Source organism: Allorhizobium pseudoryzae (genome assembly GCF_011046245.1).
GTDB classification, from domain to species: domain Bacteria; phylum Pseudomonadota; class Alphaproteobacteria; order Rhizobiales; family Rhizobiaceae; genus Neorhizobium; species Neorhizobium pseudoryzae.
Genome location: NZ_CP049241.1, coordinates 341,335 through 357,794, shown reverse-complemented (window position 1 = coordinate 357,794; position 16,460 = coordinate 341,335). Strand labels below are relative to the sequence as shown.

General features: G+C 64.2%; 14 protein-coding genes. 11 read left to right on the top strand and 3 right to left on the bottom strand.

Annotated elements, in window-relative coordinates; all coding sequences use genetic code 11:
- Positions 1 to 118 precede the first annotated feature (118 nt).
- The 3 genes from chrA (at position 119) to G6N78_RS01910 (ending at position 3,434) form a co-directional block, all read left to right on the top strand.
- Positions 119 to 1,489, top strand: coding sequence for a chromate efflux transporter (gene chrA / locus G6N78_RS01920; RefSeq protein ID WP_165215173.1), 1,371 nt, complete (start codon positions 119 to 121; stop codon positions 1,487 to 1,489).
- Between the two features lie 102 nt (positions 1,490 to 1,591).
- On the top strand, positions 1,592 to 2,440 hold the full coding sequence (locus tag G6N78_RS01915) for a TIGR01459 family HAD-type hydrolase (RefSeq protein WP_165221148.1): 849 nt from the start codon (positions 1,592 to 1,594) through the stop codon (positions 2,438 to 2,440).
- A 13-nt stretch (positions 2,441 to 2,453) separates the two neighbouring features.
- On the top strand, positions 2,454 to 3,434 hold the full coding sequence (locus tag G6N78_RS01910) for a bifunctional riboflavin kinase/FAD synthetase (protein ID WP_165215171.1): 981 nt from the start codon (positions 2,454 to 2,456) through the stop codon (positions 3,432 to 3,434).
- 25 nt (positions 3,435 to 3,459) lie between these two features.
- Here the strand turns inward: G6N78_RS01910 and G6N78_RS01905 are convergent, their stop codons facing one another.
- Entirely contained in the window at positions 3,460 to 4,083 is a 624-nt protein-coding gene (locus G6N78_RS01905; protein ID WP_165215168.1) for a DUF1902 domain-containing protein, read from the bottom strand.
- A gap of 170 nt (positions 4,084 to 4,253) precedes the next feature.
- On the opposite strand from G6N78_RS01905, the gene ileS reads away from it, so the two are divergent.
- Entirely contained in the window at positions 4,254 to 7,214 is a 2,961-nt protein-coding gene (gene ileS / locus G6N78_RS01900; protein ID WP_165215166.1) for an isoleucine--tRNA ligase, read from the top strand.
- Between the two features lie 131 nt (positions 7,215 to 7,345).
- On the top strand, positions 7,346 to 7,975 hold the full coding sequence (locus G6N78_RS01895) for a hypothetical protein (protein ID WP_165215163.1): 630 nt from the start codon (positions 7,346 to 7,348) through the stop codon (positions 7,973 to 7,975).
- Positions 7,976 to 7,981: 6 nt separating this feature from the next.
- On the opposite strand, the gene G6N78_RS01890 is transcribed toward G6N78_RS01895, so the two are convergent.
- Positions 7,982 to 8,434, bottom strand: coding sequence for a nucleoside deaminase (locus G6N78_RS01890; RefSeq protein ID WP_165215160.1), 453 nt, complete (start codon positions 8,432 to 8,434; stop codon positions 7,982 to 7,984).
- Between the two features lie 158 nt (positions 8,435 to 8,592).
- On the opposite strand from G6N78_RS01890, the gene G6N78_RS01885 reads away from it, so the two are divergent.
- Genes G6N78_RS01885 through G6N78_RS01875 form a run of 3 tightly spaced genes read left to right on the top strand, consistent with a single transcriptional unit; the run spans position 8,593 to position 12,086 of the window.
- Positions 8,593 to 10,623 carry a pseudouridine synthase gene (locus tag G6N78_RS01885; RefSeq protein ID WP_165215158.1) on the top strand — a complete coding sequence of 677 codons (2,031 nt, stop codon included), beginning with the start codon at positions 8,593 to 8,595 and terminating at the stop codon, positions 10,621 to 10,623.
- 6 nt (positions 10,624 to 10,629) lie between these two features.
- The gene (gene rsmD / locus G6N78_RS01880) at positions 10,630 to 11,190 is read left to right on the top strand and encodes a 16S rRNA (guanine(966)-N(2))-methyltransferase RsmD (protein WP_165215155.1); all 561 of its coding nucleotides are present in this window, start codon (positions 10,630 to 10,632) and stop codon (positions 11,188 to 11,190) included.
- Between the two features lie 11 nt (positions 11,191 to 11,201).
- Positions 11,202 to 12,086, top strand: a complete 885-nt coding sequence (locus G6N78_RS01875; RefSeq protein ID WP_165215153.1) for a patatin-like phospholipase family protein — start codon at positions 11,202 to 11,204, stop codon at positions 12,084 to 12,086.
- An 11-nt stretch (positions 12,087 to 12,097) separates the two neighbouring features.
- Here G6N78_RS01875 and G6N78_RS01870 read toward each other — a convergent pair whose 3' ends face one another.
- Positions 12,098 to 13,900, bottom strand: a complete 1,803-nt coding sequence (locus tag G6N78_RS01870; RefSeq protein ID WP_165215150.1) for a monovalent cation:proton antiporter-2 (CPA2) family protein — start codon at positions 13,898 to 13,900, stop codon at positions 12,098 to 12,100.
- Between the two features lie 102 nt (positions 13,901 to 14,002).
- On the opposite strand from G6N78_RS01870, the gene G6N78_RS01865 reads away from it, so the two are divergent.
- From G6N78_RS01865 to G6N78_RS01855, 3 genes are read left to right on the top strand one after another with little or no spacing between them, the layout of a single operon-like run.
- On the top strand, positions 14,003 to 15,349 hold the full coding sequence (locus G6N78_RS01865; protein ID WP_165215148.1) for a TldD/PmbA family protein: 1,347 nt from the start codon (positions 14,003 to 14,005) through the stop codon (positions 15,347 to 15,349).
- Between the two features lie 11 nt (positions 15,350 to 15,360).
- On the top strand, positions 15,361 to 16,152 hold the full coding sequence (locus G6N78_RS01860) for a 3'(2'),5'-bisphosphate nucleotidase CysQ (RefSeq protein WP_165221145.1): 792 nt from the start codon (positions 15,361 to 15,363) through the stop codon (positions 16,150 to 16,152).
- 59 nt (positions 16,153 to 16,211) lie between these two features.
- Positions 16,212 to 16,451: a DUF4170 domain-containing protein gene (locus tag G6N78_RS01855; RefSeq protein ID WP_165215145.1), complete on the top strand. Its 240-nt coding sequence runs from the start codon at positions 16,212 to 16,214 to the stop codon at positions 16,449 to 16,451.
- Positions 16,452 to 16,460: the final 9 nt, after the last annotated feature.

Below are 16,460 nucleotides of genomic sequence, written 5' to 3'. Positions count from 1 at the left end.
GACATAGACGGGTCTCTAGGGCCCGTGATCCTGCTGTTAGCACTCCCTGTTGGCGAGTGCTAGCGAGGCTGAGATAAGATCGACCGGCGGACGAGTCAAGAACGGGAAACAAGAAAATATGTCCGGTTCGGTTAACGCGCGCGCCGGTGCGTCCCGCTCAGAGAGCCCCGAAGAGACCGCCGCCTTCTTTGACCTCGTCCGCGTGTTCGCCCGCATCGGCTGCCTTTCCTTCGGCGGGCCGGCGGCGCAGATCGCGCTGATGCACAAGGCGGTGGTGGACGAGCGCAAATGGTTAGCCGAGGAGCGCTTCCTCCACGCGTTGAGCTACTGCATGCTGCTGCCGGGGCCGGAAGCGCAGCAGCTTGCCACCTATATCGGCTGGCTCAAACATGGCGTGCGCGGCGGCATCGTCGCCGGCCTGCTCTTCGTGCTGCCAGGCCTCTTCGTCATCATCGGTCTCTCCACCCTCTATGCCCTTTTCCAGGATGCCGGCTGGCTGGCCGGCCTGTTCTTCGGCCTCAAGGCGGCGGTGCTCACCATCGTGCTGGAAGCGGTGATCCGGCTGGCGCGCCGCACACTGAAGACACGGTTCCTGCTGGGGCTGGCCATCGCTGCCTTCGTCGCGCTCTTCGTGCTCGGCCTGCCGTTCCCGCTGGTGGTGCTGGTCGCCACTCTTGCCGGGTTCATCCACGCGCGCCGGCTGCCGGCCCCAACGGAGACCCCGGAGCCGGTTTCGGCGGAGAGCCGGCGCGTCTCGCTTGGCCGCTCGCTTCTGTCGCTCGCCTTCTGGATCTTTGTCTGGCAGCTGCCCTTCCTCGTTCTTCTGGCCATGGCCGGCGCGGAAAACCTTGCTGCCATGTTCGCCTTCTTCTCCAAGATGGCGCTTGTCACCTTCGGCGGTGCCTATGCGGTGCTCGCCTATGTGGCGCAGGTGGCCGTGCAGGATTACCGCTGGCTGATGCCCGGCGAGATGCTGGACGGGCTGGCGCTCGCCGAGACCACGCCGGGGCCGCTGGTGCTGGTGCTCTCCTATGTCGGTTATCTCGTCGGCTTCCGCACCGTGCCCGGCCTCGATCCGGTTGTCGGCGGCATTCTGGGAGCTTGTCTCACTGCCTGGGCCACCTTCGTGCCGAGCTTCATCTGGATCTTCGCCGGCGCGCCTTACATCGAGCGGCTGCGCGGTAGGCCGCAAATTGCCGCCGCCCTGTCCGCCATCACCGCGGCGGTGGTTGGCGTCATTGCCAATCTGGCGCTTTGGTTCGGCCTGCACGTTCTGTTCGCAGAGGTGCGCCGTCTGCCGCTGGTGCCCGGATGGACGGGCGAGGGCTCCCCCGGCCTCTGGTGGCCGACAGTTGCGACGCTTGATCCGGCGGCGCTGGCGCTTTTCCTCGTCTCCGCTCTTCTCCTGCTGCGGCTGAAGATCGACCTGGTGAAGGTGCTGCTGGCTTGCGCGCTGGCAGGCCTTCTCTGGCGCCTTGCGGGCTTCTGATCACTGGACCGCCACGACAAAGGTCAAACGAAACTCCTTGCCATCCGGGCCGAGCTTTGCCATGTCAGCGCCAGATATGTCCCGGAACCGCATTGGATGACCATGGCACACCGCATTCAGACGCTTGGCGCAATCACCTCTGGCTATGAACTCGTGCTGTCCGATGTATGGGGCGTTTTGCACAACGGTATCGATGCCTTCCCCGCCGCCTGCGTGGCGCTGTCCGAAGCCCGCAAGGCAGGCCTGGCCGTGGTGCTGATCACCAATTCCCCGCGCCCGGCGCCGGGTGTCATCGATCAGCTGCGCGCCATCGGCGTGCCGGACGAGGCCTATGACCGCATCGTCACCTCCGGCGACGTGACCCGCACCCTGATCGCCGAAGGCCCGAAGAAGGTCTTCCTGCTCGGCCCCGAACGCGACATGCCGCTGTTCGACGGACTGGACGTGACCGTCACCGGCGAAGAGCAGGCCGAAGCCATCGTCTGCACTGGCTTTTTCGACGACGAAAAGGAAGTGCCGGAAGATTATCACGACATGCTGGTGCGTTTTGCCGAAAAGGGTGCGCCGTTCATCTGCGCCAATCCGGATCTGGTGGTCGAGCGCGGCCATCGCATCATCCCCTGCGCCGGCGCCGTGGCCGCCTATTATGAGCAACTCGGCGGTTCGACCCGCATTGCCGGCAAGCCGCACAAGCCGATCTACGAGGCAGCGCTTGCCGCGGCCCGCGAGGTGAAGGGCGAGATCGACCTTGCCAAGGTGATTGCGGTCGGCGACGGCATGCCGACGGACGTGAAGGGCGCGCTCAGCTACGGCCTCGACCTTCTCTACATCTCCGGCGGCATCCATGCGGCGGAATATACGATCAACGGCGAGACGGACGAAGCGATCCTGAATGCCTATCTGAAGCGCGAGGGTGCCACGCCCAAATGGTGGATGCCGCGCCTCGCCTGACGGATAACGCCCGATGACCGTATTTTACCGCAATGAGCAGAAGGAACCGCTGCCGCCCGAACTGAAGGGCGGCGTGGTGGCGATCGGCAATTTCGACGGCGTGCATCGCGGTCACCGCAGCGTGCTGGAGCGGGCGCTGTCGCTGGCTGAAGCGCGCGGCGTGCCGGCCCTGGTGCTGACCTTCGAGCCGCATCCGCGCACCGTCTTCAAGCCGGACCAACCGGTCTTCCGCCTCACGCCGGCGCCTCTGAAGGCACGGCTGCTGGAAGCCATGGGTTTCCGCTCCGTCATCGAATATCCCTTCGACCGGGAGTTCTCCCAGCGTTCCGCCGAGGATTTCGTCACCTCGATCCTGGCCGACTGGCTGAAAGCCAGCGCCGTCGTCACCGGTTTCGATTTCCATTTCGGTCGTGGCCGCGAGGGTGGCCCGGCCTATCTGATGGAAGCTGGCCGCCGGCATGGGTTCGACGTCTCCCTCATCGATGCCTTCCGCGACGAAGGCGCCGAGGTGATTTCGTCCAGCCGCATCCGCGCCCTTTTGGGCGAGGGTGACGTGGCGCAGGCTGCGGGCCTGCTCGGCTATCGCTATACAGTGGAAGCCGAGGTGATCGGTGGCGAACAGCTTGGCCGCACCTTGGGCTATCCGACCGCCAACATGCGGCTCGCCCCGGAAACCGAACTGAGGGCCGGCATCTATGCCGTGCGCTTCCGCCGCCCGGATGGTTCGCTGCACGATGGCGTCGCAAGCTACGGCCGCCGCCCAACGGTGACCGACAACGGCGCACCGCTGCTTGAAACCTTCCTCTTCGATTTCTCGGGCAATCTTTACGGCGAAGTCTCGTCCGTCTCCTTCTTCGGCTACCTGCGTCCGGAGCTGAAGTTCGACGGACTGGACCCGCTGGTCGCCCAGATGCAGCAGGACGAGGCGGAAGCCCGCGCGCTCCTCTCCGGCGTCACGCCGCTCGGCGAGTTGGATGCGACGATTGCGTTTTGAGTTGCGCTGTAGGATCGGCTCGTGATCAGCGGGACAGGGCGCGTTCCGCAAACAACTTCTCGGTTTCCTCCGCGGACATAACCCTGCCGGCGGCTATATCGTCACGTGCGCGAGACACCTTGGTTTCCAGGAAACAGCGGTATTCATTGTCCAATTTCGGCCGGTCCATGTAAATCGGAACCGTTTCGCGCTCCGTATCTACCTCCCTTTCGAGCGGCAGATCGTCAAGGTCAAGGCTCTCCAGAAATGAGACCAATGGCAGACGGGAGCGCCCCGTCACGCCCTCCAATTCATCCGCCGATATGTGGTTGGCGACGATCAGTTCAACGGCGGCATCGAACAGAACCTCTTCGAAGGCTTCGATGGTGGGAGCCTCGATGTGCAGGCCCTCAATATCGCTTTCGCTGTAGAAAACCTTCGCCTCGTCGTCCCAGAGTGCCTTGACCGAGTAGATGCGTCTGGCCATCGGTTGCTCCCGTATCTGATAGGCGAACGGTAACACGGCTTGCTTCAGCGTGCCATATCGGCGCGCTGAAGCCGCGATACCACAGTCTCCCCGTGACAATCGAAGTCTAACGCCCCCTGTCCAATTCACCCCCATCTTGCCCCTTCCTTTCGGCGCCAAAAACCCGTAAAGACGCGGCACCATGATGAATTTTCGGGCGGCCCGCATCCTTCGAATTATTGGCCCGGCCTTCCTCGCTGCGTGACCGCGCGGGAAGGTCCGGGATTTTGCTGCTCGGGTTCCGCTCGGGCGCTCGCCGCCATTCCATGACACATCCGCGACCGCGACCGGTCGCCCTTTCCGATGGTTGATCCATGACCGACACCAAGACCGATTATTCCTCGACCCTCTACCTGCCGCAGACCGAGTTTCCCATGCGCGCCGGCCTCCCCCAGAAGGAGCCGGAAATGGCAGCGAAATGGAAAGAGATGGGGCTCTACAAAAAGCTCCGCGCCTCCGCCGCCGGCCGCGAAAAATTCGTGCTGCACGATGGCCCTCCTTATGCCAACGGCAACATCCATATCGGCCATGCGCTGAACAAGGTGCTGAAGGACGTCATCACCCGCTCGTTCCAGATGCGCGGCTTTGACTCGAACTACGTTCCGGGCTGGGATTGCCACGGTCTTCCGATCGAATGGAAGATCGAAGAAGCCTACCGCGCCAAGGGCAAGGACAAGAACGAGGTCCCGATCAACGAATTCCGCCAGGAATGCCGCGACTTCGCGCAAGGCTGGATCAATATCCAGTCGGAGGAATTCCGCCGCCTCGGCATTGAGGGCGATTTCGACAACCCCTACACCACCATGGCCTTCCACTCGGAAGCCCGCATCGCCGGCGAACTCTTGAAGATCGCCATGAGCGGCCAGCTCTACCGCGGCTCCAAGCCGATCATGTGGTCGGTCGTCGAGCGCACGGCGCTGGCGGAAGCCGAGGTGGAGTATCACGAGGTCGAGAGCGACACGATCTGGGTGAAGTTCCCGGTGACGTCTGTGAGATTCGCACACGATCGCCTCGACGGCGAGTCTGCGGACAATCAGGGAAGCGCCGGCAGTCAATTGCGCGATCTGGAAAACGCCTCTGTTGTCATCTGGACGACGACGCCCTGGACCATCCCCGGCAATCGCGCGATCTCATATTCGTCCAAAATCCAGTATGGCCTTTACGAAGTGACTGCGGCTACCAACGACTTTGGTCCGCAGCCGGGTGAAAAGCTAATCTTTGCCGACAAGCTGGCGGCGGATGCCTTCGCTAAGGCCAAGCTTGAGTGGAAGCGTCTGTCTGACGTCGCTGCAAGGGAACTCGCGGCCATCACCTGCGCCCATCCGCTGGCATCGCTCGGCTACGATTTCAAAGTCCCCATGCTCGACGGCGACCACGTCACTGATGACGCCGGTACCGGCTTCGTGCACACCGCCCCCGGTCACGGTCGCGAAGACTTTGACGCCTGGATGGCGCAGTCGCGCGAACTGGAAGCCCGCGGCATCTCGACCAAGATCCCGTTTACCGTCGATGACGCCGGTTTCTACACCGAGGAAGCCCCCGGTTTCGGCCCGTCCGCCGAAGGTGGCGCCGCGCGCGTCATCGATGACAACGGCAAGAAGGGCGATGCCAACAAGCGCGTCATCGAGGCGCTGATCGCCGCCAACAACCTGTTTGCCCGTGGCCGCATCAAGCATGATTACCCGCATTCCTGGCGCTCCAAGAAGCCGGTGATCTTCCGCAACACGCCGCAGTGGTTCGTCTACATGGACAAGGATTTGTCCGATGGCACGACGCTGCGCACCCGCGCGCTCTCCGCCATCGACCAGACCCGCTTCGTCCCGGCTGGAGGCCAGAACCGCCTGCGCGCCATGATCGAGCAGCGCCCGGACTGGGTGCTGTCCCGTCAAAGAGCCTGGGGCGTGCCGATCTGCGTCTTCGCCGACAAGGACGGCAATGTGCTGAAGGACGAAAAGGTCAACGCCCGCATTCTCGAAGCCTTCGAGAAGGAAGGCGCCGATGCCTGGTTCGCCGAGGGTGCCAAGGAACGCTTCCTCGGCAACGAGCATGACGGCGAGAAGTGGCAGATGGTCACCGACATCCTCGATGTCTGGTTCGATTCAGGCTCGACCCACACGTTTACGCTGGAAGACCGCCCGGACCTGAAATGGCCGGCGGATGTCTATCTGGAAGGGTCTGACCAGCATCGCGGCTGGTTCCATTCCTCGCTGCTCGAAAGCTGCGCCACGCGCGGCCGTGCGCCTTACAACGCCGTCATCACCCATGGCTTCACCATGGCCGAAGACGGCCGGAAAATGTCGAAATCGCTCGGCAACACGGTGACGCCGCAGGATGTGATGAAGGAATCCGGCGCCGATATCCTGCGCCTCTGGGTCATGTCGACGGATTATGCTGAGGACCAGCGCCTCGGCAAGACGATCATCCAGACCAACATCGATGCTTATCGCAAGATCCGCAACACGGTCCGCTGGATGCTCGGCACGCTCGCCCACGACAAGGGCGAAGAGATTGCCTATGCCGAACTGCCGGAACTCGAAAAGCTGATGCTGCATCGTCTCTCCGAGCTCGATCAGCTGGTGCGCAAGGGTTATGACGAGTTCGATTTCAAGCGCATCGTCCGCGCCCTGTCGGATTTCGCCAATGTGGAACTGTCGGCCTTCTATTTCGACATCCGCAAGGACACACTCTATTGCGAGGCGCCGTCGAGCCTGAAGCGCCGTGCAGCCCTTTACGTCATCCGCAAGCTCTTCGATTGCCTGGTGCTGTGGTTTGCGCCGATGATGCCGTTCACCACGGAAGAGGCCTGGCTGTCGCGTGATCCGTCTGCCACCTCGGTGCATCTCGAACAGTTCCCGCTCATCCCGGCGGATTGGGAAAACGAGGCCGTGGCGGAGAAGTGGAAACATGTCCGCACCGTCCGCCGTGCCGTCACCGGCGCGCTGGAAGTGGAGCGCAAGGAAAAGCGCATCGGCTCCTCGCTCGAAGCGGCCCCGGTCGTGCATGTCGCCGATCCGGAGCTTCTGGCGGCGCTTGAGGGTCTCGATTTCGCCGAAATCTGCATCACCTCGGATATTTCCGTCGTGGCAGGCGAGGGACCAGCCGACGCCTTCCGTCTGGAGGATGGAACGAAGGTCGCCGTCGAGCCGAAACTCGCCGAAGGCACCCGTTGCGCCCGCTCCTGGAAGATCACGAAGGATGTGGGGTCGGATCCGGAGTATCCGGATGTGTCGGCCCGCGATGCGCAGGCGCTCCGGGAGCTTGCTGCGCTCAAGTGACATGCTTGCCGGATGATTGCGCTTTGCCGCGTCATCCGGTAAGTCTGCCTGAAATTGGCCGAATTTTTCGGCCAATGGGGGCGTTCTTGTAGTCTCGCTGGCGTTTGTGTTGCGCCGCTGGAAGGGGTTGAATGAAGACGATGCAGGGAATTCGCGTGCGCGCAGGCTTATTTGCCGTGACCGCAGCTGCTATCGGCCTGTCGGGCTGCGTTGGAGGTCCCACCTACGGCACCAGCAAGACCTCGGGCGAGCAACTGATGGATGACCTCGGCCAGTCGCTGGCCTTCCAGCAGGAGCCGGCCAACAAGGACACGCGCTACAATCCGCGTCCGCAGCTCGTCGTCAACAAGAAGACGGAAAGCGTGCTTCCCCCGCCGCAGGCATCGCTGGCCGGTCGCGAGAACAATCCGAACTGGATCGAATCGCCGGAAGAAACCCGTGCGCGCCTTCGCCAGGAAGCGGAAGACAACAGAAACAACCCGAACTACCGTTCGCCGCTTCTGGCCGGCAACGGCACGGCCGGCACGCTGACCGAATCCCAGAAGTGGGAAGCCTTCCGTCAGGCCAAGGCCAATGCGGAAAGCCCCGGCATTGCCGGCCAGCGCCGCACCCTGACGGAGCCGCCGGTGCAGTATCGTGTAGCGGATGATGCCGCATTGACCGATCTCGGCGAACCGGAAGCCAAGAAGGAGCGCGAGCGCAAGAAATCCGCCGCCGCCGCTTCGGCCAACACCTCGTCCTGGTGGAACCCCTTCAAGTAAGGGGTCTCAGCCTCTTTTGGCGTGAAAGAAGTCGGTGAGGATCTGTCCCGCATCGGTTTCTGCAATGCCGGAATAGACGTCCGGCGCGTGGTGGCAGGTCGGCTGGTTGAAGAAGCGCACGCCGCTTTCCACCGCACCACCCTTCGGATCCTGTGCGCCGTAGTAGAGCCGCCGGATGCGGGCAAACGAGATCGCTGCCGCGCACATGGTGCAGGGCTCCAGCGTCACGTAGAGATCCGCACCTGCCAGCCGCTCCTGGCCAAGCGCCTCGCAGGCATAGCGGATGGCGGCAATTTCGGCATGCGCCGTCACGTCGTTGTTCTGCCGGGTCATGTTGCCGGCGCGGGCGATGATCTCGCCGTCGAGCACGATCACGGCGCCGATCGGCACTTCGTCGCGGTCTGCCGCCTTCCGCGCCTCTTCAAGCGCAGCAACCATGAAACGATTTGTCCCGCCCATGCCGCGATTTCCTCTTAACCCAACGGACGCGAAGTGCTAGCAACGGTCCAACCTCGTGTCGCGCGCAGGTCATCTGCATCGCGACCAGACGATAAATTCAGTCAAACAGTGATGTCCTGGACGGCTTTCGTCCGACACACGCCCCAGGCAAACAACAAATGAGCTTCAAAGACAAGCCGAAGCGCGAGGGCCGCAAGCCCTTCGAGCGCGAGACGAAGAAGACCGATACCGCCAAGCGCAGTGACGGCCCAGCCAAACCCGCCCGCAAGCCGGCGGCAGAGCGCACGGCGGCGGCTGCCTCCACCGAAGGCAAGCCGGAACGCATTTCCAAGATCCTGGCCCGTGCCGGCGTGGCATCCCGCCGCGATGTGGAGCGGATGATCATGGAAGGCCGCGTGCGGCTGAACGGCCAGGTGCTGGATACGCCGGTGGTCAATGCCACGCTTGCCGATGCAATCGAGGTCGATGGCCAGCCGATCCGCGGTATCGAGCGCACCCGCCTGTGGCTCTACCACAAGCCGGCAGGCCTGGTGACCACCAATTCCGATCCGGAAGGCCGCCCGACGGTGTTCGACAACCTGCCGGAAGACCTGCCGCGCGTCATGTCCGTCGGCCGCCTCGACATCAACACCGAAGGCCTGCTGCTGCTGACCAATGATGGCGGCCTGTCGCGCGTCCTCGAACTGCCGACCACCGGCTGGCTGCGCCGTTACCGCGTGCGCGCCTATGGCGAGGTGAGCCAGGAAGATCTCGACAAGCTGAAGGACGGCATTGCCGTCGATGGCGTGCTCTATGGCGCGATCGATGCGACGCTGGACCGCACCCAGGGCCACAATGTGTGGATCACCATGGGCCTGCGCGAAGGCAAGAACCGCGAGATCAAGAACGTGCTCGGCGCGCTTGGCCTCGAGGTCAACCGCCTGATCCGCATTTCCTACGGTCCCTTCCAGCTCGGCGACCTGCCGGAAGGCCATGTGGTGGAAGTCCGCGGCCGCATGCTGCGCGATCAGCTCGGTCCCCGCCTCATCGAGGAATCGAAGGCGAATTTCGACGCGCCGATCTACAGCAATCCGGTGGCCGATGATGAGAAGCCGCAGCCGAAGGCGGCCTCCTCCCGCGAGGAACGTCCCTGGGGGGCCGAAGAGCGTCAGGATCGGCCGAAGGGCCGTCTCGAAACCCGGCCCGACCGCGGCGGCGATCGTTTCGGCGGCGAAGGCCGTGATCGCCCGCGCGGCAAGGATCAGGGTCGCGATTCCGGCCGTGGGCCGAAGGATTTCGACAAGCGCGGGGCCAAGCCGGGCGAGGGCAAGTTCGGTGACGAGAAGCCGAAGAAGCGCCTGCCGATGGGCACCTCGCGCACGACCAATGTCTGGATGGCGCCGGGCGCCCGCCCGACGGCCGATGCCGGCACCAAGAAGTCGGCCCGTGCCGAGGCCGAGCGCCTGTTCCACAAGGAGCCGGAGCCGCAGCGCCGCACCTCCAGCGTCCCGATCAATCGTGTCGAAGGCGACAGCGACTGGATCCGCGCCGAAGCACCGCCGCGTCGTTCGCGAGACGAGGAGGAGGGTTTCGGCCGTCGCGATCGTCCGGAACGGGGCGGCGACCGCCCGCCGCGCGGTGACCGTCCGGCCCGTGGAGACCGCCCGGATCGTGGCGACCGTCCGGCGCGCGGCGAACGCAGCGACCGGCCCGAACGTGGAGAGCGTCCGGCGCGGTTTGACCGCCCTGAACGCTCCGAGCGTCCCGACAGGGCCGAACGCAGCGACCGCGGCTTTTCCGATCGCCCCCGCGGCGATCGCCCGCGCGGTGACTTCAAGCCGCGCGAAGAGGGCGATCGTCCGCGCTCCAAGCCGTACGGATCGGGTTCCGGCCCGGGCCGCTCGGCGCGGGAAAATGCCGAACGCGCCTTCAGCCGCCCCACCGGCGATCGTCCGGACGGCAAACGGTCCGAGGGTGGCCGCGGTGGCTTCGGTGGTAAACCGGGCGGTGAGCGCTCTGGCGGTGGCAAGCCATTCGGCGGAAAGCCCGGCGGCGGCAAGAGTTTTGGCGGCAAGCCTTCCGGTGGAAAGCCGGGTGGTGGCAAGCCCGGCGGGCGTCCCGCCGGCGGCAAGCCTTCGGGTGGTCGCGGTCCGGGTTCCGGGTCCGGCCCCAGAGGCGGTGCGCCGCGTTCGAGAACACCGAGAGGGTAATGTGACGTGCGGATCGTAGGTGGTGAGTTTCGTGGCCGCACGCTGGCCACGCCCAAATCCAACGCGATCCGGCCGACCATCGACCGGACGCGCGAAAGCCTGTTCAACATCATCGGCCATGTCTATCCCGAAGCGATCGAGGATGCCCGCGTCATCGATCTCTTCGCCGGCACCGGCGCGGTGGGGCTCGAAGCCCTGTCGCGGGGCTGTCGCAGCGCGCTCTTTGTCGAAAACAGCGTCGAGGGCAGGGGCCTTCTCTGGGAAAACATCGAGCAGTTCGGCCTGCACGGCCGCGCCCGCATTCTGAGACGCGACGCGACCAAGCTCGGCGGCGTTGGCACGATCGAGCCCTTCCATTTCCTGTTCGCCGATCCGCCCTATGGTGAGGGCTTGGGCGAGGCCGCGCTTGCTGCCGCGCACGAGGGCGGCTGGCTGCTGCCCGGAGCTTTGGTGGTGGTCGAGGAACGGGCCGACGTGACGCTGTCGGTCGATCCGGTTTTCGTCTCCCTCGAGCAGCGACTGTTCGGCGATACCCGCATCCATTTCTTCCGATACCAGCCCGCCTGAAGGGATACCGGATGAACACGCGGCTATCGCTTCCCGAGGCCCCCGTTGCATCCAGGCCCGGCGATGGCCCGCGGGTGGCACTGGCGCTTGGTGGAGGCGGCGCCCGCGGCATCGCGCATATTGCTGTCATCGAGGCGCTGGACGAGATGGGGATCCGCCCGGTGGCGATCGCCGGTTCCTCGATCGGCGCCATCTTCGGCGCGGGCATGGCCGCCGGCATGTCGGGGGGCGACATCCGCGACTTCACCATCGAAACGCTCGGCAATCGCGGCACGGTGCTGAACCGCCTCTGGTCGCTCGGCCCTGCCTCCATGCGCGACATGGTCGGCGGCTTCCGGCTCGGCCACTTCAACCTCGAACGCATCCTCACTGCCTTCCTGCCACCGCAAATCCCCGCACGCTTCGAGGATCTCGCCATCCCGCTGAAGGTCGCGGTAACGGATTATTACGGGCAGTCGGAAGTGATCCTCGAAGAAGGCGACCTTGCTCCGGCGATTGCCGCCTCGGCTGCCATTCCCGGCCTCTTCATGCCGGTGCGCATCAACGGCCGCATCATGGTGGATGGCGGCATCTTCAATCCGATCCCCTATGAACATGTGGCAGACGGGGCCGATATCGTCATCGGTGTGGATGTGGTCGGTGGCCCGGAAGGCGACGGCACCCATGCGCCGAACCGCATCGAAAGCATGTTCGGCGCCAGCCAGCTGATGATGCAGGCCTGCATCGCGCTGAAGCTCAAGCTGCATCCGCCGCAGCTGTTCCTGCGCCCGCCGGTCAACCGCTTCGGTGTTCTGGATTTTCTGAAGGTGCGCGAGATCCTCAGCGAAACCGAGGGCGTCAAGGATGAGCTGAAACGCGGGCTGGAGAGCCTGATGAAGGCCTCCGCCCGCGCCTGATCTCGCAAAGGTCAGAGCGTGTCGGCCTGTTCTGCCGCATCGCGCGGATCGAGAACCGGCGCCCGCTTCGGCTTCATCAGCGGTTCCGGACGAACGGGGCGGGTGTGCAGCATGTGCTGACCGGCCGAGATACCTTCCGCCGCCTGGATCTGCAGCCTCTCTTCGTCGCGCCTGCGAATGTCGTCGCCGATTTCCGACGCCTGCGATTCCGCAGTGCCAAGGCCCTCCAGCATCTTGCGGCCGAACAGGAGACCGGACTCGAGGGTCTCGCGCAGTTCGTATTCCACCTCGCGCGCCCGGAGCGACAGCGAGTGGATGCGGTCATAGGAGCGCACGAAGAGCCGCACATCCGGAAACTCGGTCCGGATCATGTTGACGACCTTGTCAGTGATCTCCGGCTTCTGCGTGCAGACCGCGACGATCTTGGCCCGCTCGATGCCGGCTGCCACCAGCACCTCGCGCCGCGTGCCGTCGCCGAAATAGATGCGGAAACCGAAGGTGGAGGCCTGGCGGATACGGTCGGCGGAATCGTCGATCACCGTCACGTCGCTGCCGCCGGCAAGCAGGATCTGCGCGGCGATCTGGCCGAAGCGGGAAAAGCCCACCATCAGCACGTCGGCGCCGGCACCGTCGAAGTCTTCGGCCAGTTCCTCGCGCTCTTCGCGCACCAGAAAACGCCTTGTCAGCGCAGCACCGAGCGGCGTCAGCGCCATCGACAGCGTGACGCTCGCAATCAGCAGCGAGGAGGTGGCGGGCGTCAAAAGGCCGGCGGCCACCGCCGTGGTGAAGAGCACGAAGCCGAATTCGCCGCCCTGCGGCAGAAGCGCGGCGATGCTGGCGGCATCCTCATGCGTCGAGCCCCAAAGACGGCTCAACCCATAGAGCACCATCGCCTTGACGATCATGAAGGCCGGCACGCCGAGCAGGATCAGCAGGAGGTTGTCGAGGATCGCGCCGAGTTCCAGCGAGAGACCCACGGCGATGAAGAACATCGCAAGCAGAAGGCCGCGGAACGGCTCGATATCCGCCTCCAGCTCGTGCCGGTAGGAGGATTCGGCCAGCATCACGCCGGCGAGGAAGGCGCCCATGGCCATGGAGAGACCGGCAAGCTGCATGATGATTGCCGATCCAAGGACCACCAGCAGCGCCGCTGCCAGCATCACCTCGCGCGCGCCGGTGCGGGCAATCACCTGGAACATCGGCGTCAGCAGGTAACGACCGGCGAGCACCAGCAGCGCGACGGCCGCTGCCGCCACGGCGAAATCGCGGAAGAAGGAGCTGGTTTCCGTTTCTCCCGAGCCGAGCAGCGTGACGAGCGCCAGAAGCGGCACGATGGCGAGATCCTGGAACAGCAGCACGGAGAAGGATCGCCGTCCATAGGCGGTATTGGCTTCGCCGTTATCGGCCAGGATCTGCAGCGCGAAAGCGGTGGAGGAAAGCGCCAGGCCGAAGCCTGCAATGATGCTGCCCTGCCAGGAGGAGAGGCCGGCCAGCCAGGCAAGGCCCGTCAGCGCAAAACCGGAAAGCACCACCTGCGCCGTTCCGAGCACGAAGATATCGCCGCGCATCTGCCACAGACGCGAGGGTTTCAGCTCCAGTCCGATGATGAAGAGCAGGAAAACGACGCCGAGTTCCGAAACGTGCAGCACTTCCTGCGGATCGTTGATCAGCCTGAGGATCGGGCCAATGACGATGCCGGCGGCGAGATAGCCGAGCACGGTGCCGAGCCCCAGTTTCTTGAAAATGGGAGCGGCCAGCACCGCACCTCCCAGAAGCAGCAGCGTCTCGTTCAGCATCGGGTCTGTTGTTGCCATGCGTTCTCTCGGGTTCTGGAGGATTGCAGCGAAGAATCGAACTCCGCCCTTGATGCTTTCTCTAGTGCACAATACATGGTTCGGGAATGAAAGGCTCATCCCATGTCGTCTGAAATCGATTCCGGTGCCCTCCTCTCTCGCGCAAGCGAGCTCATCGATCTTGCACAAAAGGCGGGTGCCGATCAGGCCGATGCGGTGGTCGTCCGCTCCCGTTCCCGCTCCGTCAGCGTGCGGCTCGGCAAGGTGGAAAGCACCGAAGCCTCCGAAAGCGACGATTTTTCGCTGCGCGTCTTCGTCGGGCGTCAGGTGGCAAGCGTCTCCGCCAATCCGGGTTTCGACCTGAAGGCGCTGGCCGAACGCGCCGTCGCCATGGCGAAGGTCTCGCCGGAAGATCCCTTCGCCTGCCTGGCGGACGAGGTGGATCTTGCCCGCTTCTATCCGGACCTCGAGCTTTATGACGCAACGGAGATGTCGACCGTCGAGATGACGGACGCCGCCCTTGCCATGGAGCAGGCGGCCCTTTCGGTCGCCGGTGTCACCAACTCCTCCGGCGCGGGCGCCTCCGCCGGAATCGGCGGTCTGGTTCTCGTCACCTCCAACGGCTTTTCCGGCAGTTATATGGCCAGCCGCTTCGGCCGTTCCGTCAGCGTGATTGCCGGCGAAGGCACGAAGATGGAGCGCGACTATGATTTCGACAGCCGCCTCTATGCCGCCGATCTCGATGCCGCAGAGCTGATCGGCCGTCGCGCCGGCGAGCGGGTGGTCAAACGCATCAATCCGCGGCAGGTGCCGACCGGCAGCAATCTCACCGTCGTCTTCGATCCACGGGTCGCCCGCGGCTTCGTCGGCCATATCGCCGGCGCGATCAACGGCGCCTCGGTCGCCCGCAAGACGAGTTTCCTGCGCGACAAGATGGGTCAGCAGGTGCTGAAGTCCGGCCTCAACATCACCGATGATCCGCTCGTCGTGCGCGGCTCCTCCTCGCGGCCCTTCGATGGCGAAGGCGTGAAGGGCGAACGCATGGTGATGATCGAGGACGGCGTGCTGAAGCACTGGTTCCTCTCGACCTCCACTGGTCGCGAGCTGGGCCTGCCGACCAATGGCCGCGGCGTGCGCGGTGGAACTGCCGTCACGCCGGCGTCGACCAATCTCGCGCTGGAGCCGGGCGAGATTGCGCCGCAAGACCTGATCCGCAGCATCGGCACCGGTTTTTACGTCACCGAACTCATCGGCCAGGGCGTCAACATGATTACCGGCGAATACAGCCGCGGCGCGACCGGCTTCTGGATCGAAAACGGCGAACTCGCCTATCCGGTCTCGGAAGTCACGATCGCCTCCAACCTCAAGGACATGTTCATGCGTGTCACCCCCGCCAACGACATCGATCGCAAATACGGCGTCGCCGCGCCGACGATCGCGATCGAAGGCATGACGCTGGCGGGACGCTGACCTTGAGCGGGATGCCAGATGCAGACTGGACGCAAGACCTGGCGCTGATCCGCGACGCGGCGCGCCAAGCCGGCGAGATCGCGCTCGGTTTCTTCGGCAAATCGCCGGAGGTCTGGTGGAAGAACGAGGGGCGCTCGCCGGTCAGTGCGGCGGATTTTGCTTCGAATGACCGTCTGCAGAGCCTGCTTTTGAACGCCCGTCCGAATTACGGCTGGTTGTCGGAAGAAACCGATGACGATGCGGCAAGGCTCAATGTCGAGACCCTCTTCGTCGTTGATCCGATCGACGGCACCCGCGCCTTCATCAACGGCGAAAAGACCTGGTGCGTCAGCGTCGCCGTGGTTCATCGCGGCAGCCCCGTTGCCGGCGTGCTTTATGCCCCGGCGCTCGCCGAGGAATTTTATGCCGTTGCGGGCGCCCAGGCCTATAAGAACGATGTCGCAATCTCGGTCTCGTCCGCAAAACCCGGTGCTGTCCGGCAGATCGCGGTCGCCGAAGACATGCTCGGGCGCTTCTCGTCGGACTTCCGCGCAACGCTGAACCGGATCCGGCACGTGCCCTCGCTCGCCTATCGTCTGGCCATGGTCGCGGATGGCCGGATCGATGGCACGGTGGTCAAGCGCAACAGCCATGACTGGGATCTGGCTGCCGCCGATCTCATTCTGGAGCGGGCCGGCGGGCGCCTGGTCGATCTTGACGAAAACCGCCTGATCTACAACCGCCGCGAGGTGCAGCACGACATTTTGTGCGGCGGTGCGGAACATGTGCTGGATAGCCTGGTCCACGGGCTTCGCGCGGGTTGACCTTTGCCGCGGAATGCCGCAGGAAAAGTACTCTTTTTCAAGCATAGACGAGGCTGACAATGACCGACCAGAGCGGCAAAAAGCAACTTCTTCACCTGGTGTTCGGGGGCGAGCTTGAAAGCCTGCAAGGTGTCGAGTTCAAGGATCTGAAGGCGCTCGATATCGTCGGCATCTATCCGGATTACGCAAGCGCCCTGACGGCCTGGAAGTCCAAGGCGCAGGCGACCGTCGACAATGCGCATATGCGCTACTTCATCGTTCACATGCACCGTCTTCTGGACCCCAATTCCAACGATTGAGGGTGCGGG